This window comes from Streptomyces anthophorae, assembly GCF_049310305.1.
In the GTDB taxonomy this organism is placed as follows: domain Bacteria; phylum Actinomycetota; class Actinomycetes; order Streptomycetales; family Streptomycetaceae; genus Streptomyces.
The window spans coordinates 8,347,020-8,367,706 of sequence record NZ_JBLWQQ010000001.1; the positions used below are offsets into that span (position 1 = coordinate 8,347,020).

At 71.2% G+C, this 20,687-nt stretch carries 21 protein-coding genes and 1 pseudogene; 17 read left to right on the forward strand and 5 right to left on the reverse strand.

The genetic code is table 11. The features are described from left to right. Positions 1–5 precede the first annotated feature (5 nt). The 13 genes from ACNYS0_RS37980 to ACNYS0_RS38040 all read left to right on the forward strand — a co-directional run bounded on the left by ACNYS0_RS37980 (position 6) and on the right by ACNYS0_RS38040 (position 12,033). Positions 6–1,226: an acyl-CoA dehydrogenase family protein gene (locus ACNYS0_RS37980; protein ID WP_422480584.1), complete on the forward strand. Its 1,221-nt coding sequence runs from the start codon at positions 6–8 to the stop codon at positions 1,224–1,226. Further along, complete coding sequence (locus ACNYS0_RS37985; protein WP_422480586.1) at positions 1,223–2,029, forward strand: SDR family oxidoreductase; 807 nt, start codon at positions 1,223–1,225, stop codon at positions 2,027–2,029. The genes ACNYS0_RS37980 and ACNYS0_RS37985 overlap by 4 nt, the downstream gene beginning before the upstream one ends. Beyond that, the gene (locus ACNYS0_RS37990; RefSeq protein ID WP_422480588.1) at positions 2,026–2,805 is read left to right on the forward strand and encodes an SDR family NAD(P)-dependent oxidoreductase; all 780 of its coding nucleotides are present in this window, start codon (positions 2,026–2,028) and stop codon (positions 2,803–2,805) included. The genes ACNYS0_RS37985 and ACNYS0_RS37990 overlap by 4 nt, the downstream gene beginning before the upstream one ends. After that, positions 2,802–3,605, forward strand: coding sequence for an enoyl-CoA hydratase/isomerase family protein (locus ACNYS0_RS37995; RefSeq protein WP_422480590.1), 804 nt, complete (start codon positions 2,802–2,804; stop codon positions 3,603–3,605). The genes ACNYS0_RS37990 and ACNYS0_RS37995 overlap by 4 nt, the downstream gene beginning before the upstream one ends. Positions 3,606–3,621: 16 nt before the next feature. Continuing rightward, positions 3,622–4,770, forward strand: coding sequence for an acetyl-CoA C-acetyltransferase (locus tag ACNYS0_RS38000; RefSeq protein WP_422480592.1), 1,149 nt, complete (start codon positions 3,622–3,624; stop codon positions 4,768–4,770). 101 nt (positions 4,771–4,871) lie between these two features. Then, positions 4,872–5,492: a TetR/AcrR family transcriptional regulator gene (locus ACNYS0_RS38005; RefSeq protein WP_422480594.1), complete on the forward strand. Its 621-nt coding sequence runs from the start codon at positions 4,872–4,874 to the stop codon at positions 5,490–5,492. A gap of 250 nt (positions 5,493–5,742) precedes the next feature. Continuing rightward, the gene (locus tag ACNYS0_RS38010; RefSeq protein ID WP_422480596.1) at positions 5,743–6,123 is read left to right on the forward strand and encodes a nuclear transport factor 2 family protein; all 381 of its coding nucleotides are present in this window, start codon (positions 5,743–5,745) and stop codon (positions 6,121–6,123) included. Then, positions 6,120–6,497, forward strand: coding sequence for a hypothetical protein (locus tag ACNYS0_RS38015; RefSeq protein ID WP_422480598.1), 378 nt, complete (start codon positions 6,120–6,122; stop codon positions 6,495–6,497). Before ACNYS0_RS38010 ends, ACNYS0_RS38015 begins: the two co-directional genes overlap by 4 nt. 89 nt (positions 6,498–6,586) lie before the next feature. Continuing rightward, positions 6,587–6,907 (forward strand): EthD family reductase, encoded by a 321-nt coding sequence (locus ACNYS0_RS38020; protein ID WP_422480600.1) that lies wholly within the window; start codon positions 6,587–6,589, stop codon positions 6,905–6,907. A gap of 113 nt (positions 6,908–7,020) precedes the next feature. Then, positions 7,021–8,514, forward strand: a complete 1,494-nt coding sequence (locus tag ACNYS0_RS38025; RefSeq protein WP_422480602.1) for a class I adenylate-forming enzyme family protein — start codon at positions 7,021–7,023, stop codon at positions 8,512–8,514. 43 nt (positions 8,515–8,557) lie between these two features. Continuing rightward, positions 8,558–9,598, forward strand: coding sequence for an MBL fold metallo-hydrolase (locus ACNYS0_RS38030; protein WP_422480604.1), 1,041 nt, complete (start codon positions 8,558–8,560; stop codon positions 9,596–9,598). A 32-nt stretch (positions 9,599–9,630) separates the two neighbouring features. Beyond that, complete coding sequence (locus ACNYS0_RS38035) at positions 9,631–11,187, forward strand: class I adenylate-forming enzyme family protein (protein WP_422480606.1); 1,557 nt, start codon at positions 9,631–9,633, stop codon at positions 11,185–11,187. Positions 11,188–11,274: 87 nt separating this feature from the next. Continuing rightward, positions 11,275–12,033: an SDR family NAD(P)-dependent oxidoreductase gene (locus ACNYS0_RS38040; protein WP_422480608.1), complete on the forward strand. Its 759-nt coding sequence runs from the start codon at positions 11,275–11,277 to the stop codon at positions 12,031–12,033. Between the two features lie 77 nt (positions 12,034–12,110). Here the strand turns inward: ACNYS0_RS38040 and ACNYS0_RS38045 are convergent, their stop codons facing one another. Next, complete coding sequence (locus ACNYS0_RS38045; protein ID WP_422480610.1) at positions 12,111–12,500, reverse strand: ATP-binding protein; 390 nt, start codon at positions 12,498–12,500, stop codon at positions 12,111–12,113. Between the two features lie 844 nt (positions 12,501–13,344). On the opposite strand from ACNYS0_RS38045, the pseudogene ACNYS0_RS38050 reads away from it, so the two are divergent. Next, positions 13,345–13,452, forward strand: a pseudogene (locus ACNYS0_RS38050) (MerR family transcriptional regulator); the annotation flags it as partial. A gap of 60 nt (positions 13,453–13,512) precedes the next feature. On the opposite strand, the gene ACNYS0_RS38055 reads toward ACNYS0_RS38050, so the two are convergent. The 4 genes from ACNYS0_RS38055 to ACNYS0_RS38070 form a co-directional block, all read right to left on the reverse strand. Next, entirely contained in the window at positions 13,513–13,821 is a 309-nt protein-coding gene (locus tag ACNYS0_RS38055) for an SCO5918 family protein (protein ID WP_422480612.1), read from the reverse strand. Between the two features lie 39 nt (positions 13,822–13,860). Then, entirely contained in the window at positions 13,861–14,151 is a 291-nt protein-coding gene (locus ACNYS0_RS38060) for a CBS domain-containing protein (RefSeq protein WP_422480614.1), read from the reverse strand. A gap of 62 nt (positions 14,152–14,213) precedes the next feature. Continuing rightward, positions 14,214–15,692 carry a DEAD/DEAH box helicase gene (locus ACNYS0_RS38065; RefSeq protein ID WP_422480616.1) on the reverse strand — a complete coding sequence of 493 codons (1,479 nt, stop codon included), beginning with the start codon at positions 15,690–15,692 and terminating at the stop codon, positions 14,214–14,216. 299 nt (positions 15,693–15,991) lie between these two features. Continuing rightward, on the reverse strand, positions 15,992–16,195 hold the full coding sequence (locus ACNYS0_RS38070) for a cold-shock protein (RefSeq protein ID WP_422480618.1): 204 nt from the start codon (positions 16,193–16,195) through the stop codon (positions 15,992–15,994). Between the two features lie 555 nt (positions 16,196–16,750). On the opposite strand from ACNYS0_RS38070, the gene ACNYS0_RS38075 reads away from it, so the two are divergent. From ACNYS0_RS38075 to ACNYS0_RS38085, 3 genes are all read left to right on the forward strand, one after another. Then, positions 16,751–18,094 (forward strand): uracil-xanthine permease family protein, encoded by a 1,344-nt coding sequence (locus tag ACNYS0_RS38075; RefSeq protein ID WP_422480621.1) that lies wholly within the window; start codon positions 16,751–16,753, stop codon positions 18,092–18,094. Continuing rightward, positions 18,091–19,419: an amidohydrolase family protein gene (locus ACNYS0_RS38080; protein ID WP_422480623.1), complete on the forward strand. Its 1,329-nt coding sequence runs from the start codon at positions 18,091–18,093 to the stop codon at positions 19,417–19,419. The genes ACNYS0_RS38075 and ACNYS0_RS38080 overlap by 4 nt, the downstream gene beginning before the upstream one ends. A gap of 278 nt (positions 19,420–19,697) precedes the next feature. Beyond that, positions 19,698–20,684: an isopenicillin N synthase family dioxygenase gene (locus ACNYS0_RS38085; RefSeq protein WP_422480625.1), complete on the forward strand. Its 987-nt coding sequence runs from the start codon at positions 19,698–19,700 to the stop codon at positions 20,682–20,684. The last annotated feature ends 3 nt before the right edge of the window (positions 20,685–20,687 follow it).

Sequence of the window (20,687 nt, forward strand, 5' to 3'; positions counted from 1 at the left end):
TACTTGTGGATTTCGGATTCTCGCCGCGCGCGAGTGAACTCGCCGACCGCATAAGGTCGTTCATGGAAGCCCACGTCCTGCCCGCCGAGATGGTGTACGACCGCCAGCTCACCGAGGCGGCCGACCCGCACGCGCTGCCGCCGGTCCTCGCCGAGCTCCAGGACAAGGCCCGCGCCGAGGGCCTGTGGAACCTCTTCATGGCGCACGGCGACTGGGGAGCGGGCCTCACCAACCTCGAATACGCGCCGCTCGCCGAGCTGATGGGCCGCTCCATCATCGGCAACGAGGTCTTCAACTGCTCGGCGCCCGACACCGGCAACATGGAACTGCTCGCGCTCTACGGGACGGCCGCGCAGCAGGAACGCTGGCTGCGGCCCCTCCTGGACGGCGCCATCCGCTCCTGCTTCGCCATGACGGAACCCGAGGTCGCCAGCTCCGACGCGCGCAACATCCGCACGCGCATCACCCGCGACGGCGACAGCTACGTCGTCAACGGCCGCAAGTGGTACACCTCCGGGATCCTCGACCCCGACTGCAAACTCGTCGTCGTGATGGGCAAGACAGACCCGGACGCGCCCACCTACCGGCAGCAGAGCATGCTGCTCGTGCCGCGCGACACCCCCGGCGTCACCGTCGTGCGCGACCTGCCGATGTTCGGCTACACCGACCGCTGCGGGCACGGAGAAGTGCTCTTCGACGACGTCCGCGTGCCCGCCGAGAACATCCTCGGAGGCGAGGGGGAGGGCTTCGCGCTCGCCCAGGGGCGGCTCGGCCCCGGCCGTATGCACTACGCGATGCGGGCCGTCGGCTTCGCCGAACGCGCGCTCCAGCTGATGTGCGAACGCGTCACCGCGCGCACCGCCTTCGGCGGCCCCCTCGCCGACCAGGGCGTCGTACGCGAGTGGGTGGCCCGCAGCCGCATCGAGATCGAGCAACTGCGCCTGCTGGTACTGAAGTCGGCGTGGCTGATGGACACCGTCGGCAACGCCGCAGCCCGCACCGAGGTCGCCGCCATCAAGGTGGCGGCCCTCGACGTCGCCCACAAGGTGGTCGACCGCGCCGTCCAGGCGCACGGCGCGGCGGGCGTCAGCGACGACACCGTCCTCGCCCGGCTCTACGCCATCACACGGGCGCTGCGCATCGCCGACGGCCCCGACGAGGTGCACCTGCGCACCGTCGCCCGCCACGAACTCGCCAAGTACCAGGAAGGGGCGCGCACCGCGTGAGCACCGACACCCTCAAGGCAGAATCCCTGAAGGCCGAACCCCTCAAGGACAGGGTCGCCGTCATCACCGGCGGCTCCCGCGGCATCGGCCTCGGCATCGCGGGCGCCTACCGGGCGACCGGCGCACACGTGGTCGTCGCCGCGCGCAAACCGGCCGGACTCGCCGCGGCGCGCGAGGAGCTGCTGCGCGTGAAGGGCGACGGCGACGTCCACACCGTGGTCGCCAACGCCGGCGAACCCGACCAGGCCCAGGCCTGCGTCGACGAGACCATGGAGCGTTTCGGACGCCTCGACATCATGGTCAACAATGCGGCCACCAACCCGTACAACGGCGACCTGCTCGACCTGGACCTGCCGCGCGCCGAGAAGACCGTGCGCGTCAACCAGTACGGCATGATCGCCTGGACCCGGTGTGCCTGGCGGGCCTGGATGGCCGAGCACGGCGGAGCGGTGATCAACATCGCCTCCGTCGGCGGCCTCGTCGTCGACCCGCACATCGGCTACTACAACGCCACCAAGGCCGCCATGCTGCACATGACCCGGCAGCTCGCCTACGAACTCGGCCCCCGCGCCCGCGTCAACGCCATCGCCCCCGGGCTCATCAAGACCGAGCTGGCGCGCGCCGTGTGGGAGGTGCGCGAGCCCCTCCTCACGGCCCAGCTGCCGCTGCGCCGCCTCGGCACCGTCGAGGACGTGGCGAACGCCGCGCTGTTCCTCGCCTCCGACGCCTCGTCCTGGATGACCGGTCAGACCCTGGTGCTCGACGGCGGCGCCACCGCCCTGCCGATCGGAGTGGCGGAGTGACCGCGGCCGCCGCACCGACTGCCGCCGAACTGTTCTCCCTCGAGGGGCGGACGGCCATCGTGACCGGCGCCTCCGCCGGACTCGGCGCCCGCTTCGCAGCCGTCCTCGCACAGGCGGGCGCCACCGTGTTCGCCGCCGCGCGCCGCATCGACCGGCTGAAGGAACTCGCCGACTCCGATGCCCGGATCCACCCCGTGGCCTGCGATGTCTCCCTGGAGGCCGACCGTGTGCGCCTCGTGGACACCGCCCTGGCCGGCACCGGACGCGGCGGTGTCGACATCCTCGTCAACAACGCCGCCTCGTCCGGCGAGACCCGCGCCGCGGACGAGACCCCGGACGCCTTCACCGACGTCCTCGGCGTCAATCTCACCGCCCCGTTCCACCTGGCCCGGCTCACCGCCGAGACCGAGCACCCCGTACGCAGCGTCATCAACGTCTCCTCCATCCTCGGCCTGGTCTCGGCCGCGCCCCTCGGCGGCGCGAGCTACTCCGCCTCCAAGGCCGGACTCATCGGCCTGACAAGGGAGTTGGCCGGACAGTGGGGCCGCACCGGCACCCGCGTCAACGCGCTCGCGCCCGGCTGGTTCCGCACCGAGATGACCGCGGATCTGTTCGGCGACGAACGCTCGCACCGCTGGGTCGAACGCAACACCCTGCTGCGCCGCGGCGGCGACGCCCACGAACTCGACGGCGCGCTGCTGTTCCTCGCCTCGGACGCCTCCTCGTACTGCACGGGCCAGGTGCTCACCGTCGACGGCGGCTGGACGGCACGATGAGCGGGCCCAGGGTCACCGCCGACCTCCGAGGCGACGGCCTCGCCCGCCTCACCCTGCGCCGCGGCGAGGCCGGGAACGCCATCGACCTCGCCATGGCCCGCGGCCTCCTCGACGCCGCACGCGCCTGCGACAAGGTCGGCGTACGGGCGATCCTGCTGAGCGCCGAGGGCAGGTCCTTCTGCGTGGGCGGCGACCTCCGCGAGTTCTCGACCCTCACCGGGGACGCGCTGGCCGAGCACCTCACGGCGGTGACCGAGGCGCTGCACGACGCGCTGCGCACCTTCGCCGCGCTCGACGCGCCGCTGGTGGCTGCCGTGCAGGGCGCGGTCGCCGGCGCGGGCATCGGGCTCGCCGCGGCCGCCGATGTCACCCTCGCCGCCGACGACGCCTCGTTCACCGCCGCGTACACCGGCATCGGCTACTCACCGGACGCCGGGGTCAGCCGGGCCCTGCCACGGCTGATCGGGCCCAAGCGGGCCCTGGACCTGCTCCTGACCAACCGCCGTGTCAGCGCCCCGGAGGCCGCCGAACTCGGCCTGGTCAGCAGGGTCGTCGCCGCGGACGCGCTGGCCGCGGAGGCCGCACGGACCGCCGAGACGCTGCGCCGCGGCCCCACCGCCGCCTACGGAGCCACCCGGCGGCTCGTCGACGCGGGGCTCACCGCGGAACTCGGCCCGCACCTGGACCGTGAGGCGGCGGCGCTCGCCGCGGCCGCCGCGTCCCCCGAGGGGCAGGAGGGCGTCGCCGCCTTCCTCGGCAAGCGCGCGCCCGCATACCCCCGCACCGCACCCCGAACCTGAATCCCTTGGAGTCACCGTGCCGGAAGCATTCATCGTCGGAGCCGTCCGCACCCCCGTCGGCCGCCGCAAGGGCGCCCTCAGCGGCGTGCACCCCGCCGACCTCGGCGCGCACGTGCTGCGCGCCCTGGTGGAGCGGACGGGCGTCGACGCCGGGGACGTCGACGACGTGATCCTCGGCTGTGTCAGCCAGATCGGTGCGCAGAGCGGAAACATCGCCCGCACCGCCTGGCTGTCCGCGGGCCTGCCGCAGCACGTCCCCGGCACCACCGTCGACCGGCAGTGCGGCTCCTCGCAGCAGGCCGTGCACTTCGCCGCCCAGGCGGTCGGGTCGGGGGCCGCGGACCTGGTCGTCGCCGGGGGAGTGGAGGTGATGAGCCTCGTGCCCATCGCCAGCCCGATGACCGTGGGCGAACAGGCGGGAACGGGCAGCCCGTTCACCGGCGACGGCTGGCACGAGCACTTCGGGGACCAGCAGGTCTCCCAGTTCCACGGCGCCGAGCTGATCGCCGAGAAATGGGGCATCTCCCGTACGGACATGGAGAGTTACGCCCTGAGCAGCCACCGGCGGTCCGTCGCCGCGCAGGCCGAGGGTGTCTTCGACGACGAGATCGTGCCGTCCTTCGGGCTCACCGTGGACGAGGGCCCGCGCGCCGACACCGGCATGGAGAAGATGGCGGGCCTGGGGCCCCTGACAGAGGGCGGGCGGCTGACCGCGGCGGTCGCCAGCCAGATCTCCGACGGCGCCGCCGCCCTGCTGATCGCGTCCGAGGACGCCGTGCGCCGCCACGGTCTGACCCCGCTGGCGCGCGTGCACGCCACGGCCGTCGTCGGCTCCGACCCGATCCTCATGCTGACGGGCCCGATCCCCGCCACCGAGAAGGTCCTCGAGCGGGCAGGGCTCGCCCTCGGCGACATGGACCTGATCGAGATCAACGAGGCCTTCGCCTCGGTCGTCCTGGCCTGGCGGAAGGAACTCGGCGCGGACCCGGAACGCACCAACGCCTTCGGAGGCGCCATCGCGCTCGGCCACCCGCTCGGCGCCACCGGCGCCCGGCTGATGACGACGCTCGTCCACCAGCTCCGCAGGACCGGTGGCCGGTACGGGCTCCAGACGATGTGCGAGGGTGGCGGCATGGCCAACGCGACCGTGCTCGAACGCCTCTGACCGGGCCCCTGCGCCCGGCGTCGTACCTGAGTAGTAACCGAGTTCAGGTTGGGGTTACTCTCTGGTGCACTGACACGGTGAGCTGCGGCCTGGAGAGAGTCATGACGAAGATCGTTGAACCGGAGGCGGGGCCGAGGTCCAAGCGGGCGGCCATCCTCACGGCCGCCGTGGACTGCTTCGGCGAGACCGGTTTCGAGGCCACGAAGTGGTCCACCGTGGCCGAACGCGTCGGCATCGGACAGACCGCGCTCTACCACTACTTCGAGTCGAAGACGCACTGCCTGCTCACGATCATGCGGCTCGAACTGGAGCGTTCCCACGACCGGTTCGCGCAGGCGACCGCCGATGCCGAGGACCCGGTCCAGGCGCTGCGGGCCGCGGTGCGCGCCGCGTACGACGTGTCCGAGCAGGAAGTGCTCCAGATGCGCATCCTGCAGAACCACATGGATCTGCTGTCGGGCCCGCGCAAGTCCAAGCGCGAGGAGGCGGAGCGGGTGGCGGCGCGCCAACTGGTCCAGGTCGTCGAGCGGGACTGGACGAACCTGCTGGTGAAGGGCATGTCCCAGGGTGCCTTTCCGCTGCGGGACGCCCAGCTCCTGGGGGCGAGCGTGCTCGGCCTGATCGTGAGTGTGTGGCGGTGGTACCGGCCGTCGGGGGCGACCCCTCTGGCGGAGGTCGGCGAGCTGATCGAGGGCGCCTGCGTACGCATGGTCGCGACGTGAGGCACTGAGCGCCTGGTCTTCGGCGAAGCCCCTGACGGATCTCCGTCAGGGGCTTCGCCGTGTCCGCATCCTCTCGGCCGCGGCGCCGGCGCATCACTGTGTGACGGGCTATTGCCAGCGGTGTTTCGGCGGGATTAGCATCCGAACTGAACTGAACTTGACTCAAGTTGATCTGAGGAAAGGGGTGTGCCGCGCGTCCGAGCGGACGCCCGCCCCTCTCCGGACGGCCGCGAGCTGAAGGATCCCACCCATGTCGTTGCGTGCATACCTGACCAGCATGGACAGTCCCCACCCCGAGCGAACGCTCGACCTGCTCGAACCCGACTTCCGCTTCCTCATCGCCCTGCCCGGCAAGGAGGCGGCCGGCACCAGCAGGGAGGACTTCGCCGGCTACCTCGCCGGACGCAATCCCGTGGACCGGGCGCACGAAGTCGTGCGCTACAGCCGGGACGGCGACCTGGAGACCGTGTACGGCGTGGTGACGGAGTCCGGGCAGTACGTCGGCTCGTTCCTGTCCGCCGCGGTCACCTCTCCCGGCGGGCTCCTGGCGCGCTACCAGTCCTTCTTCACCACCTCGTTCGAACTCGTCGACTGGGCCGGGCGGGTCCCGGCCGAGAGGAGCGGGGCATGACCGACACCTCGACCGCGGCGCCCTTCCTCACCGCGTGGTTCGCGATCCTCGACGGCGACGAGCCGTCGAAGATCCTCGACCTGATCAGCGACGACTTCTCGCTCTCCATCCTCTTCTCCACCGGCGACGGCAAGGCCACCGACTTCGCCGGCGGCCGCGACGCCCTGGTCGGCTATCTCGCACAGCGCGAGAAGGGGGCGCTCACCCACCACCTGCTCTCGGCGACCACCACCGGGAAGGACGAGCTCTTCCTGGGCGAGGTGCGGCGCGGGGGTGTCCCCGAGGCGAGCTTCGTCGCCGCCGGGCGGGTGGGCGACGACCACCGGCTGCAGCGCCTGCTGATCGGCCGTTCGTCGCAGATCCGCTTCCCCTGACCGCGTCCCGACCGCCCAGCCGTGGCCGCGGCGGACATCCGGCCGGCCACCCAACCGGGCACACCACCGGCCCTGTACGGAGGAACGTCATGTACAACCTCGTCCTGCTCGCAGCGCGGCCCCCCGAGTGGACCCACGAGCGGTTCATCACGTGGTGGCGCAAGGACCACGCGGAGCTGACCCGCCGACTGCCCGGACTGCGTGCCTGGCGGCACACCGAGATCGACGCCGCCCTGGAACCGCGCTCGGAGGGCTGGGACGGCATCTCGGTGCTCGGCTTCGACTCGCCGGACGACCTGAAGAAGGCCCTCAAGAGCGCCGCATGGGCCGAAGCCGTCGCCCAGGTCGGCGACATGAAGGGACGGCGCATCGCCGTGATGGGACACGAGGCGGAGATGTTCACCGGCTGACCGGTCCCGCCGGCCCGTCACCAGCGGCCACCGGAGCAACGTCGGTCGTCCGCCCAGCAGTTGAGAAAGCGTCAGTACACCGGAGTACGGCACATCGCAGCGAGGTAGCGGGAATGCGACAGGTAGTGCAGGGGTTCCAACAGAAGGCCGAGCAGGGCGACTTCGTCGCCGTGATCGACGACGCGGGCAGTCATACGGCGCGCGCACTGCTCGACGAGGCGGCACGGGTGGCCGCGGTGATGTCGTCGACGGCGGGCAGGACGGGCGGGACCGTCATGCTCCAGGCCGACAATTCGTGGCGCACCGTCGCCGCCGCCCTGGCCGTCGGTCTGACCGGCGGGGTGCTCGCCGTCGTCAACCGGCACACCACGCGCGACGAGTTCGCGGCAGCGCAGCAGGACATCCGGCCGGACTTCGTCATCGCCGAGCCTTCCGCGATGGACGAATGGGCCGTGCCCGAGCTGGTGCCGGGCCGTGCGGACACCGTGCTCGACGGCTGGAGCTGTCGGGCGGCGCCCGAGCAGCAGGACGCGTCGCGCTGGGCGGGCGGCGTCCTCATCGGCCTCACCTCCGGCTCCACGGGGCGGCCCAAGGGCGTGGTGCAGTCCGAACGGGCCCTGCGCTACGCCGCCGCCAGCACCATCGAGATCAACGGCCTTGAGCGGGGGGACGCGGTGGCCGCGATCGTGCCGCTGTCCTCCACCGCGTCGTACTGCTTCGGCATCTACGTCGCACTGCTCCTTCAGGGGCCGCTCGTACTGACCGCGAAGTGGGACCGGGCGCTCGCACTTCGGCGGATGGCCGAAGCCGATGTCCGCTGGACCATGTGTGTCCCGACGATGGCACTGCAAATGGGTGCGGAGGCGGCCGGGTCCCGGATCCTCGAGGGCGTCCGGGCGATCACCGTCGGGGGCGGGCCGATGGACCGCGGCGCCCTCGCCCGCGCCGAGCGCTCCCTGGGCACGAAGATCCTGCGGGTGTTCGGCATGTCCGAGTGCCTCGGACACACCTCGCCCGGGCCCGACGAGCCGGAGGACATCCGGCTCGGCAGGGACGGCCGCCCCTTCCCCGGCACCGACGTCCGCGCGCTCGACCCCGAGGGACGGCCGGTGGCCCCCGGCGTCGCCGGCCGGGCGCAGGTGCGGGGCCCCTCCCTCTTCCTCGGCTACGCGCAGGACGGCCGCGTGGAGCCGCCCGCCCTGACGGAGGACGGCTACTTCCCCACCGGTGACCTGCTGACGCGCCACGAGGACGGCACCATCAGCATCATGGGCCGCGAGAAGGACATCATCATCCGCGGCGGCCGCAACATCGACATCACGGAGATAGAGCGCGCGGTCGCCACCTACCCGCGGGTGGCCAGGGCCTGCGTCGCCGCCGTGCCCGACGAGGTGCTCGGCGAACGTGTCGCGCTGCTCGTCGTCACCGAGGACGGCGACGGCATCGACCTCGACGAGGTGACCCGACACCTCAAGGGCGTCGGCCTGGCCAAGACCAAATGGCCCGAGTACGTCTACACCATCACGGAACTTCCCCAGACCAAGGTCGGCAAGCTCGACCGCAGCGGGGCCCGTGACCTGGTCGGCAGGCTGCGCGCGCACGCCTGACGGCGGGATCCGAACCACAGTGCCACAGGAACAAGGGAGAGTCATGACAACGCGGTTCGACCAGGGCCCGTGGGCCGAAGCCGGAATCCAGACCGTGCAGCCCGGAGTGCACCGCGTTCCCCTGCCGCTCCCCAACGACGGCCTCCACGCCGTCAACGTGTACGTCCTCGAGGATCTCGCCGACGACGGCGGCCTCGTGATGATCGACGGCGGCTGGGCGATCCCCGAGGCCCGCAAGCGGCTCGAGGAGGCCCTCGCCGCCATCGGCCGCGACCTCGGCGACATCCGCCACATCCTCGCCACTCACATCCACCGCGACCACTACACGCAAGCGGTGGAGCTGCGCCGCCTGTTCGGCGCGCGCGTCCACCTCGGCGCCGGGGAACGCCCCGGCCTGGAGATGCTGCACCGTCTCGCCAGCGACGTACCGGCCGGCTCCCTCGACACGCTGCGCCGGGCCGGTGCCGGTGAACTGGCCGACCACATCAAAGAGTTGGACCACGGCGGCTACGACCCGGAGGTGTGGGAGGCGCCCGACCACTGGCTCGGCGCCGAGACCGTCCGCTTCGGCCGCGGCGAACTGACGGCCGTCCCGACGCCCGGTCACACCAAGGGGCACACGGTGTTCCTCGACGAGCGGCGCGGGCTGCTGTTCTCCGGGGACCACGTCCTGCCGCACATCACCCCGTCGATCGGCTTCGAACTCGCCGAGCCGGGCGGCGCGCCGCTCGCCGACTACCTGGACTCGTTGCGGCTGATGACCCGCTACGCCGACGCCCGCCTGCTGCCCGCGCACGGTCCGGTCACCGACAGCGCCCACGCCCGCGTCGCCGAACTCCTCGCCCACCACGACGACCGCCTCGCCGAGAGCCTCGCGGTCCTGGGCGAGCGCACCCTCGACGCCCACGCGGTGGCGCGGGGGCTCGGATGGACCCGCCGCAACGTGCCGTTCGCCGAGCTCAGCGCCTTCAACCAGATGCTCGCGGTCAACGAGACGGCGGCGCATCTGGACGTTCTCGTCCTGCGTGAGCAGGCCGTGGCGGTGGCGGCCGACGGCGTCGACCGGTACACGCGCACGCGGTGAACGGGGCCCGCGACCGAGGAGAAGGGCGAGCGATGACGAGCCGAGCCACGTCGGGGACCACCCTGGCCGGGACCCTAGACCGGCACGGGCGGGAGCGGCCGGACCACCGTGCCGTCACTGCGCCGACAGGCACACGTACCTACGGCGAACTCGCCGGCGACGCGGCGCGCATCGCCTCCCGGCTGAAGCAGGAGCGCGTCCGCCACGGATCCCGTATCGCGGTGATCGCCAGAAACGGCCTCGCGTATGTGCAGCTGGTGTACGCCGCCTCCTGGGCGGGCGCGCAGCTCGTCTGCGTGAACTGGCGCCTGGAGCCGGCCGAGAGCCGGGCCGTGCTCACCGACAGCGAACCGGAACTCGTCTTCGCGGAGCGGGAGTTCGCCCACCTGGTCGGCCCGCACCACCGCGTGGTCTGGCTCGACCCGGCCACGTTCGACGCCTGGTGCGCCGACGGCGACCCGCACATCCCGCCCGCGCCGCAGCAGGGCCCGGAGTCGGTGGTCCTGCTGCTGTACACCACCGGCACCACGGGCTCGCCGAAAGGCGTCCAACTGGTCGAGCGCAACCTCGCGCACACCTGCGCGCAGGCCACCCGGGCCTGGCGCATGCACCCCGACATGACCTTTCTGGCCTGCCTGCCGATGTTCCACATCAGTGCCATGAGCTCGGTCATGTGCTGCGTACACATGGGCGGTGAACTCGTCATCCCCGCCGGTGCCTCCGCGGCCGACGTGGGCCGGGCCGTCGAGGAACACGGGGTCACCCACACCGTCCTGGTGCCGACCGTACTGACCCGCCTCGTCGCCGAGAACGCGGCGGCACACCATGACTTGAGCACCCTTGAAGTGGTCATCTACGGCTCCGCACCCGCCGGCAGCACGCTCATCGAACAGGCCATGGCGATGCTCCCGCGCACCGGGTTCTCGCAGGGGTACGGGCTCACCGAAACCTGCGCCGGTGTCGCCATCGAGCCCCTGCGCAGGCACGGGGACACCGACGCGCACCCGGGCTCGGCCGGGGCGGTCGTGGACACCTGCGAGTGCCGCATCATCGATCCCCGCACCGGTGAGGACGTGACTCCGGGCGCCGACGGCGAAATCTGGCTGCGTACACCGCAGTTGACGATCGGCTACCTGAACAGGCCCGAGGAGACGGCGGCGGCGATCACCCCCGAAGGGTGGCTGCGCACCGGTGACATCGGCTGCCTCGACGGCGACGGGTTCCTCTACATCAAGGACCGGCTCAAGGACCTGATCATCTCCGGTGGAGAGAACATCTACTCGATCGAGGTGGAGAACGCGATCGTGGCCCATCCGGCGGTCCTGGAGGCGGCGGTTGTCGGCGTCCCCGACCCCGTGTGGGGCGAGCGGGTCAAGGCCGTCGTGGCCCTGCGCCGCGGGGAAGAGCTCGACGCCCGGACCCTTCGGGCCTGGCTCGACGGCCGCCTCGCCCGCTACAAGCGACCCCGGCTCATCGAGTTCGCGGACACCCTGCCGAAGACGTCCACCGGCAAGATCATGAAGGCGGCGCTGCGGCAGCCCCCGCGCGCCGCCGGGCCGAGCATCCCGTCCAGCGGGCGGACGACGTAGCTCTGGCGCCGCCCCGCGCCCTCGAGCCGCTTCCGTTACCGCCGGCCACCGGCCGCGACACCCACTGAACGTATCGAAGGAGATCCCGTGAACGACCGTCTCAGCGGACAGATCGCCCTCGTCACCGGCGCGACCGGCGGCATAGGCGACGCAGTCGTGCGCAGGCTGGCCGCCGAGGGCGCCGCTGTGGCCGTGACCGATGTGGACGCCGGACGCTGCGCGGCGCTGGCGAAGGAACTGACGGACGGCGGGGCGCGGGCAATCGGCCTGGCCCTCGATGTCAGTGACGAGGACGCGTGGCGCGACGTCGTCGAGCGGGTGACGGCCGAGTTCGGGAGCCTGACGGCGCTCGTCAACAACGCGGGCATCGCGGAGATGCGCACCGTGGAGAGCGAGACCCAGGAGTCCTGGGACAAGGTCATCTCGGTCACCCAGACCGGGGTCTGGCTGGGCATGAAGCACGGCGGCCCCGCGATCGAGCGCAGCGGTGGCGGCTCCCTCGTCAACGTCGCCTCGATCTTCGGTACGGTCGGCGGCTTCGGCAGCCAGTTCTCGTACCACGCGGCCAAGGGCGCGGTCCGGCTGATGACGAAGAACGCCGCACTGCACTGGGCCCAGCGCGGCGTCCGCGTCAACTCGATCCACCCCGGCTTCATCGAGACACCGCTCTCGCGCGAGCTGTGGGCGGGCACACCCCGGCGCGCCGCGATGGTCGAGGGCACCCCGATGGCACGCCTCGGCCGCCCCGACGAGGTCGCGGGTGCGGTGGCCTTCCTCGTGTCGGACGACGCCACCTTCATGACCGGTTCGGAGCTGTACGTGGATGGTGGCTGGACGGCGCGCTGACGTGGCCGGAGCGCTGGGCTGGTCTGCGGGCGCGTTCCTGCGCGGGCCGGGGCTCTTGGCACGGTGTCCCGACGCGGTCACCGGCGGGGGAGGAGGGCGCTTACGGTCTTGCCGTCCGCTTGGCGGTTCACGGCGGTGGCGCGGGCGAGGCGGTTGACCATGGGCCAGCCGAAGCCTCCGGTGTCGTCGTTGAGGTCGGGGGTGCGCATGTGTGGGGCCTGCGGGCTGGGGTCGTGCACGGTCACCTCGATGCTGTCCGGGTACGCGGTCAGTTCCAGGGTGCAGGTGCCGCCGCCGTGCCGCAGGGAGTTGGTGACGAGCTCCGAGACGACCAGGACCACCGTGTCGGCGGCCCCGGCTGAAATCGCCGGTACGAGCTCGTCGAGGAAGTCCCGGGTGCTCTCGCGTGTGTCGGCGACGGACGTCGCGGAGCGGAGGGTTGCGACGTTGACGCTCATCGTGTCCATCAGGTCCCCCTGGCTCTGGGTCTCTGGATCGTGATTGCCCGGTCCTGTGCGTTCGAGGCTTGTGCCCAGGCTGCGGCCCGTTAACCCGGCTTGTTCCAGCCCTCCGCCTCTGTTCGAGGTCGATTACCTCCCCGTCGAACACACGGAAATCTATGTCGCCCGGAGTAGACATTCGCCAGTGCCGTGGTTATGGTTTCTCTCGTAGCCGAGATCAACAGAGCCCGGCAGAGATGAACTGCCGGGCAGTAGTACCGCAGTTGCAGTGCGCAGGACGGTTCGGTGGTGGAGTTCCGAAGCCAGGGTTGTCGCAGGACGGCGACGGGACTGACGGCCGGACCGGGTGGCCCGCAGTGATCAGGGGCCGCCGTGAGCAGTACCGCAGTAGCAGTACCCGCAAGTGCAGTACCCCGCAGTGCAGTTGAGTGAGCAGCACCTCGGTGAAGGCGTCGGCTGCGGACGCGCGCACCGGGAAGTTCGACAGTGGGGTTCTAAGCCGGAGCAGATGCAGGACGGGCGACGGGGCTGGCTGTCGAAGAGTGGCGCTACCGCAGGCCACAGAGCAGTTCGCATCACCAGCATCACCAGCAGTAGGCAAGTGATTGATCCCAGAGGGAAGAACGGAGGAGCCGAGCGCCATCAGGATCGCCCGGGCGGACGTCTTGAGCCCGGGTACCGCAGGACATCGACAGTGAGGTGGTCTCCGGTCAAGCAACCGCGATCCCCGCATCCCCGACACCTTCCAGGTCGGGTCGGCGGATACAGAAGGCCGGCGCAGTATCAGGGCCGGCAGATGGTGTAACAGTTCCTTCGGGGCCCGGGTGCCGTACGGCACCCGGGCCCCTCGACGCGTTCCGAGGGCGGCCACCGGCGCTATTCCCGCTACCGGCCGCGCAACGCCGCGCGCGCCCGGGAGCTCGTCGACCAGGGCACGCCCGTCGAGACCGCCTGCCGCCGGGAATGGTCGACGCTGTGCCGGTCCAGGCGCATGACGGGCTCGCGCCTGCCGCGCCTGTCAGGCGGGTGCGGGGGCGCCCAGCATGACGGAAGCCCGTTGGAGCGGGGTGACGCCGAGCGAGGGCGCGGCCGCGGGTTGAGTCCGGCAGGTGAACCCGAGTCGGGCCATGGCCCGGAGGACTTCGCCCGCGCTGAAATCACGGCGGTCCTGGTGGGTGATGACCTGGCCGACCTGTTTGACGGGATAGTGGCGGCGCCCGATGATCACGGACTCGCCGGTTACCGACTCGGGCTTGACGCCCTTCATGGTTTCCAGCACCCCGCTCTTGGTCAGGTCGAACGGGAAGCGGGCGATGACACAGCGCATGAGACCTCACAGGAAGAAGGACGATCGTGGTGAGCTGGTTCAGCGGGCGAGGGTGAGGCCACCGTCGCCGAGGTCGCGCAGGCGGATCCGATCCGTGTATGCGCAGCCGTCACGGACAGCCGAGAGCTTTGCCCGGGTGACCAGACCGGTGCGTCGGCCGTCCTGGTCGCAGACGAGCAGGTGCCCGACGCGGGCGCCGGCCATCACGGACAGGGCGACCTCGACGGTCATGTCGTCCCAGACCCGTGGTCCGGCTTCCTCAAGGATGGGGGCAACGGTGTCACCCAAGGGCCCGCGCACGGGCTCGCCGCTCAGCGGGCGGGACTGCATCTGAACCAGCGTCAAAAGGTGCCTCCGGCAAAGGTTGGCCAGTGTTCTGATCACGAAGGTCTCTAGGCAGCCGCGTCGGCGGCGAACCGCTGTGGCGTGGAGGCGCGTCGCGCGGCGGAAGCGGGGCGGCGTCGGCCGCGGGAGGAGCCGCCGCGCTTGGGGCGTTCGGTGACCGGTGCGGCGATGACGACCGGGACGCCGGAGGGGGCCTGGGCGCCGGTGATGCGGTGCAGGGCCTCGTCGCCGGAGCGGACCGGGGTGGTCTGGGGCCGGATCCCGGCGTCCGACATGAGGCGGACCATGGACCGGCGCTGGTTCGGGGTGACGAGCGTGACGACGCTGCCGGACTCACCGGCACGGGCGGTGCGCCCGCCGCGGTGGAGGTAGTCCTTGTGGTCGGTCGGCGGGTCGACGTTGACGACGAGGTCCAGGTTGTCGACATGGATGCCGCGGGCGGCGACGTTGGTGGCGACGAGGACGCTGACGTCTCCCGTCTTGAACTGGGTCAGGGTGCGGGTGCGCTGCGGCTGGGACTTGCCGCCGTGCAGTGCGGCCGCCCGCACCCCGCTGTTGAGCAGGTCCCGGGTGAGCCGGTCGACGGCGTGCTTGGTGTCGAGGAACATGATCACGCGGCCGTCGCGGGCGGCGATCTGCGTGGTGGCGGCGTGCTTGTCGGCGCCGTGCACGTGCAGGACGTGGTGCTCCATCGTGGTGACCGCACCGGCCGACGGGTCGACCGAGTGCACGACCGGGTCGCTGAGGTAGCGGCGCACCAGCAGGTCGACATTGCGGTCCAAGGTGGCGGAGAACAGCATCCGCTGTCCCTCCGCACGCACCTGGTCGAGCAGCGCGGTGACCTGCGGCATGAATCCCATGTCGGCCATCTGGTCGGCCTCGTCGAGCACCGTGATGCCGACCTGCTCGAGGCGGCAGTCGCCACGGTCGATGAGGTCCTTGAGCCGGCCCGGGGTCGCGACGACGACCTCGGCCCCGCCGCGCAGCGCACTGGCCTGCCGGCCGATCGACATGCCGCCCACGACCGTGGCCAGCCGCAGCCTGACGGCGCGGGCGTACGGCGTGAGGGCGTCGGTCACCTGCTGGGCCAGCTCGCGCGTGGGCACCAGGATCAGTCCCAGCGGCCGGCGGGGCTCGGCACGCTGTCCGGCGGTGCGGGCCAGCAGCGCCAGCCCGAACGCCAGGGTCTTGCCGGAGCCGGTGCGCCCGCGCCCCAGGACGTCCCGGCCGGCCAGGGAGTTCGGCAGCGTCGCGCCCTGGATCGGGAACGGCGCACTGACCCCCTGCCGGCCGAGCTCGGCCAGCAACTGCTCCGGCATCCCGAGAGCGGCGAAACTCTCCACCGCGGGCAACGCCGCGGTGACCGTCTCGGGCAGCGCAAACTCACCCTGCACCGCGGCGGGCCGACGACCGTAGCCACCGGAGCGGGATGACCGACCGAACCTGCTCCGGTTTCCGGCGCCGGAATGTGCACCGCCGCCATTACGGGTGCGGGTGAATCGGTCGTTTGTACGTGTGCGGTTCATGCGGAACCTTTCCTTGATGCGGTGCACGTCAAGGAATTCTTCCGGCGATAAGCGGCACAGAGAATCACAAGAAATGGACCGGCAGTAAAAGAGAAAGCGGACCCGGCCGGCTGGTTAACCATGCGGGCGCAGGCGCTGAAAATCAGTGACGCGAAATGAGGATCTCGCTCGGGGCGTCGACTGTGGATATGGGAGGGAGTCGTCCCGATCGACCGCAGGTCGAATCACTGCGGGAAATGTTTGCAGCTGGGGCCCGCACCCCGAAGGATGCGGGCCCCAGCTGCAAGTGCGCGTTGGCGTCAGGCGGGAACGATGTTCTCGGCCATCGGGCCCTTCTGGCCCTGTGCGATGTCGAAGTTCACCTTCTGGCCCTCGAGCAGCTCGCGGAAGCCCTGGGCGGCGATGTTCGAGTAGTGGGCGAAGACGTCAGCGCCGCCGCCCTCCTGCTCGATGAAGCCGAAACCCTTTTCCGCGTTGAACCACTTCACGATGCCAGTGTTCATGTCGATCTCCTTTGGGGCAGTACAGCGGATATCCGCGGTGTTGCGGATGCCGTGTCGCCGCGATGATTACCCCGCCCGGAAATGACCGGTAATACAAAAGTGCCCCCACCGCAGTGTGCGGCCAGGAGCACTTGAAGTTTTCGGGAACCACAACTGCAACTGAGACGACAGTAGCACGCCATGGCGGCCCGTGGATACGAATTAATACCGCTCTGCTCATTGCGCTAAAAACCTTCCCCGCCCGGATTGTTAAACCCTCACTTCGCGAACACAGACATTGGTTCGCCGAGTGCGGCGTTTCGGAAGCGTGCGCCTGAGGGCCGCGCCAGTGTGGAGCGCGTGCGGGCAGTGACGGGTGGTCCTGAAGGCAACGGCATGGGGTCCGGGCGTGCCGTTCAGCTACGCCCCAGTTTCCTGGGCGCAACGCCGCCGAAACACCGTCTCCCTACCGTCACCCCCACACCGGTCATGGCTGCAACGGCCGGTGGGTGTCCGGGTGCGGGGCTTGTCCCGGGCGCTAACCAGCCGTCTTCCGCCGAGCTGTGAGGAGGAACGATGGCTGTAGTCGAGCATGCCGTCGCGCCCGCACACCAAGGACCCCACCCCGTCGACGTACGGCCGCCGTGGCGACGGCTCGTGCCGCTGAGCCTGCAACATCTGCTCGTCGCGTACGCGGGCATGGCCACGATGCCGCTGCTCGTGGGGACCGCGCTGCATCTGCCCGAGGACAGGATACGGCTGCTCATCAGCGCGAACCTGCTGGTCAGCGGGGTCGCTACCGTGTTGCAGTCGCTGGGTCTGAAGTGGTTCGGGGCGCGGTTGCCGATCGTGATGGGCTCCACGTTCACCGCGATCACCCCCGCCATCCTCATCGGGCAGGAGCACGGGCTCGCCGCGGTGTTCGGGGCGACCGTCGTGTCCGGCCTGGTGACGCTGGCCGTCGCTCCGTGGTTCGGGCGCTGTCTGCATCTGTTTCCGCCGCTGGTCACCGGGACGGTCATCGCTGTCATCGGGTTCTCGCTGGTGCCTTCGGCGGCCGGTCTCATCGCGGGGGAGGGGGCCGGCGGCAGCGGCGGCCGCGGGCTCGCCCTCGCCGCCGGGACCGTGCTTCTCGTGGTGGTCGTGGAGCGCCTCGCGCCGCCCGCGCTCGCCCGGTTCTCGGTGCTTCTCGCCATGGCCGTGGGCACTTTGGCCGCGTTGCCGCTGGGGCTGTTCGACGGGTCGGGGGTCGCGGACGCGCGCGTCGTCACGGCGCCCGACCCGACCGCCTTCGGGGCGCCCACGTTCGTGGTGCCCGCCATCGTGGCGATGCTCGTCGTGCAGCTCGTGAACATGGTGGAGTCCGTCGGCGACACCCTCGCGGTCGGCCAGATCGTCGGCCGCGGCGACGACGCGCCCACCGTCGTCCGGGCGCTGCGCGCGGACGGGGCCGCCACGGTGCTGTCGGGGGCGCTCGCCTCCTTCCCCATCGTGACGTTCGGGCAGTCGGTGGGCCTGGTGAGCGTGACGCGCGTGAAGAGCCGTCATGTGGTGGCCCTGTCCGGGGTGTTGATGGTGGTGCTCGCGTTCGTGCCCGTGCTCGGGGCCGCCGTCGCCGCCGTGCCGGGTCCTGTCCTCGGCGGGGTCTCGCTCGTCATGTTCGGGACCGTGGGCGCCGTCGGGCTGCGCATCCTCGCGCGCGCCGATCTGACGGAGCCGAGGAATCTGCTGACCGTCGCCCTCGCCTTCGCGCTCGGCATGATCCCGCTCGGCGCGCCGGACTTCTACGCGCCGCTGCCCTCGTACGTGCGCACCGTCCTGGACAGCGGCATCGCCGTCACCGGGATCGTGGCGTTCCTGCTCAATCTGCTGTTCCACCACACGGGCGCGGCCCGTCCCCCGAAGGAGCCCGCCCGATGACACTCGGCACGATCACGGACGTCACCGTCCACAGCGGAGGCCGCTGGCTGCCCGGCATGGATGTGCACATCGCCGACGGACGGGTTACAGCGCTCGTCGCGCACGGCGAACTCCCCTGCAATGGCGACGTGTTGGACGGACACGGCGGGCATCTGACGCCCGGCCTCGTCAACACCCACACCCACCTCTTCCAGGCGGGGCTGCGCGGCATCGGCGAGGGGCTCGGGCTGCTCGCGTGGCTGAGCGCCGTCGGTGAGGAGGCGGCGCAGCTCACGCCCGAGCGGGCCTACGCGACCGCTGCCGCCGCCGCGGCCGAGGCGCTGCGCAGTGGCACCACCACGCTCGTCGAGCACATGTGGCCGCATCCGTCGCCCGAGGTGCACGACGCGGTGCTGCGCGCCCTCAAGGACAGCGGCGTCCGGGCCGTGCTGTGCCGGGGCGTCGCCGACCGGGCCGACCCGAGCCGCAAATGGGGCTTCGATCCGCGCCTGATGCAGCCGCTCAAAGAGGCCCTCGCGCACACCGACGAACTGATCGCGCAGGCGCGCGGCAGCCGGGTGGACGTCGGTGTCGCCGTGCCCAATCCGCGGTGTCTGACGCCGGAGGGCATGGGCGCCGTGCGCGCGTACGCCGGGGAACGCGGGCTGCCCGTCTCGCTGCACCTGCTGGAGACCACGACGGACGACTCGATGTGCCGTGACCGTACGGGAGTCGGTGCCGTCGCGTATCTGGAGCGGGCCGGGTTCCTGTGGGATCGGCTGCTCGCCGTGCACTGCGTGGAGCTCGACGCCGAGGGGCGGGCCACCCTCGCCCGGCACGGCGTCGGTGTCTCGTACAACCCGCTGAGCAATATGCGGCTCGGCAGCGGGATCGCGCCGGTGCCCGAGATGCTGGAGGCAGGGCTGAGCGTCGGCCTCGGGGTCGACGGGGCCGCCAGCAACGACACGCAGGACATCCTGGAGGCGCTGCGCATCGGCGCGTATCTGCAACGGGCCGCGCACCGCAAGGCGGATCTGTTCGGGTTCCCCGAGATGTTCGCGATGGCGGCGGGCGGCGCGAACCGGGTGCTCGGGATCGAGGAGAACCCGGACGGCGGGGTGCGGGTGGGGGCGCGGGCCGATCTCGTCCTGCACCGCTTCGACCGGGACTACGCCTGCCTCCCGGTCCGCGATCCGGGGGCGACGCTGCTGACGTGTGCGGGCAGCAGGACCGTGGCGGCCGTCCTGGTCGACGGGGAGATCCTGGTACGCGACGGGGAGCATGTCCGGCTGCCATCAGGGGAGTTGGCGGCAGGCCTCGCACGTTCAAGCCCCTGCGGAGATTGAGCAGCGGGGTCCGGGGCAGAGCCCCGAGCCCGCGCCCAGGGGCACCGTGAGCTTTACGGCCGCGTAACAGCACGATCCCCACCGGTAACACACACCGTGCAGGCTGACCCCATCGCGTGCGGGCCCCGCCCAGGGGCCCGCGCCAGCCCACGGCGCCCGGGCCCACGAAGGGGTCCGCCGCGACCGTGCCCGCGGCCATCTGAGCGCCCGCGGAGGGGATCGCAGGGGCGGTGACTGCATCCCGTACGCAACTCCGTGTCCGAGGAGCGACAGCCGCGATGACGAACACCACGTACACACTCGACGAATTGGCCAAGGAGACCCGCATGGGCGGGGCCGGGACGGAGACGTCCGCCCGGGAGATCCGCCGCATCGACCTCTCCGACTTCGAGCACCGCAAGGCGGAGATCACCGAGGAGCTGTGGGCCGCCGCCACCGACATCGGCTTCTTCCAGCTGGTGAACCACGGCATCGAACCCGGCGCCGTGGACGGCGCGTTCGCCGACGCCGAGGCCTTCTTCGCGCTGCCGGAGGAGACCAAGGCGCGGCACGGCCTGAAGAAGGGGCTCAACTCCGGCTGGGAGTCGATGACTCAAGTGCGTCCCTCGATCGGGACGCCCGACCAGAAGGAGTCGTACCAGCTGACCCGCCCGCACATGGAAGGACTGTGGCCGGACGACGCGCTGCCCGGGTTCCGGGAGCGGACGCTGGCGTTCGAGGCGAGCTGCCGGGACCTGGCGATGCGGGTGCTGTCCTGCTTCGCGGACCGTCTCGGGCTGCCCGAGGGGTTCTTCGCGCGCGCCCACGACCCGGCGAGCCCGCAGTACCAGTCGACGCTGCGGATGCTGCACTACTTCGCCGTGCCCGAGGACGCCGTGATCCCCGAGAACGTGTGGCGGGCCGGGGCGCACACCGACTTCGACTGCCTGACGCTGCTGTTCCAGCGGGACGGGCAGGGCGGGCTTCAGGTGTGCCCGGGCAAGGAGGCCGAGGCGCAGGAGTGGACGCCGGTCGAGCCGGCGGACTCCGTGATCACCTGCAACATCGGGGACATGCTGATGCGGTGGAGCGACGACCGGCTCCCGTCGAACTTCCACCGGGTCAAGTCGCCGGGCCCTGACGACGACCGCGCGGCCCGCCACAGCATCGCGTTCTTCGCGCAGGCCGACCGTGACGTGGTGATCGAGGGCCCGGAGCGCCGCTACCCGCCGATCACCGCGGCCGACTACATCCAGCAGCGGATCGCTGCCAACTTCGCCCGATAGGCA

Excerpts from the sequence above, each read along its gene's own strand:
- ACNYS0_RS38015 (WP_422480598.1), top strand. The coding sequence starts at position 6,120 with ATGACCGACACCTCGACCGCGGCGCCCTTCCTCACCGCGTGGTTCGCG.
- ACNYS0_RS38045 (WP_422480610.1), bottom strand. The coding sequence starts at position 12,500 with ATGGACACGATGAGCGTCAACGTCGCAACCCTCCGCTCCGCGACGTCC.
- ACNYS0_RS38070 (WP_422480618.1), bottom strand. The coding sequence starts at position 16,195 with ATGAACACTGGCATCGTGAAGTGGTTCAACGCGGAAAAGGGTTTCGGC.
- ACNYS0_RS38025 (WP_422480602.1), top strand. The coding sequence starts at position 7,021 with ATGCGACAGGTAGTGCAGGGGTTCCAACAGAAGGCCGAGCAGGGCGAC.
- ACNYS0_RS38075 (WP_422480621.1), top strand. The coding sequence starts at position 16,751 with ATGGCTGTAGTCGAGCATGCCGTCGCGCCCGCACACCAAGGACCCCAC.
- ACNYS0_RS38085 (WP_422480625.1), top strand. The coding sequence starts at position 19,698 with ATGACGAACACCACGTACACACTCGACGAATTGGCCAAGGAGACCCGC.
- ACNYS0_RS38035 (WP_422480606.1), top strand. The coding sequence starts at position 9,631 with ATGACGAGCCGAGCCACGTCGGGGACCACCCTGGCCGGGACCCTAGAC.
- ACNYS0_RS38020 (WP_422480600.1), top strand. The coding sequence starts at position 6,587 with ATGTACAACCTCGTCCTGCTCGCAGCGCGGCCCCCCGAGTGGACCCAC.
- ACNYS0_RS38080 (WP_422480623.1), top strand. The coding sequence starts at position 18,091 with ATGACACTCGGCACGATCACGGACGTCACCGTCCACAGCGGAGGCCGC.
- ACNYS0_RS38030 (WP_422480604.1), top strand. The coding sequence starts at position 8,558 with ATGACAACGCGGTTCGACCAGGGCCCGTGGGCCGAAGCCGGAATCCAG.
- ACNYS0_RS38065 (WP_422480616.1), bottom strand. The coding sequence starts at position 15,692 with ATGAACCGCACACGTACAAACGACCGATTCACCCGCACCCGTAATGGC.
- ACNYS0_RS38055 (WP_422480612.1), bottom strand. The coding sequence starts at position 13,821 with ATGCGCTGTGTCATCGCCCGCTTCCCGTTCGACCTGACCAAGAGCGGG.
- ACNYS0_RS37995 (WP_422480590.1), top strand. The coding sequence starts at position 2,802 with ATGAGCGGGCCCAGGGTCACCGCCGACCTCCGAGGCGACGGCCTCGCC.
- ACNYS0_RS38010 (WP_422480596.1), top strand. The coding sequence starts at position 5,743 with ATGTCGTTGCGTGCATACCTGACCAGCATGGACAGTCCCCACCCCGAG.
- ACNYS0_RS38060 (WP_422480614.1), bottom strand. The coding sequence starts at position 14,151 with ATGCAGTCCCGCCCGCTGAGCGGCGAGCCCGTGCGCGGGCCCTTGGGT.
- ACNYS0_RS38005 (WP_422480594.1), top strand. The coding sequence starts at position 4,872 with ATGACGAAGATCGTTGAACCGGAGGCGGGGCCGAGGTCCAAGCGGGCG.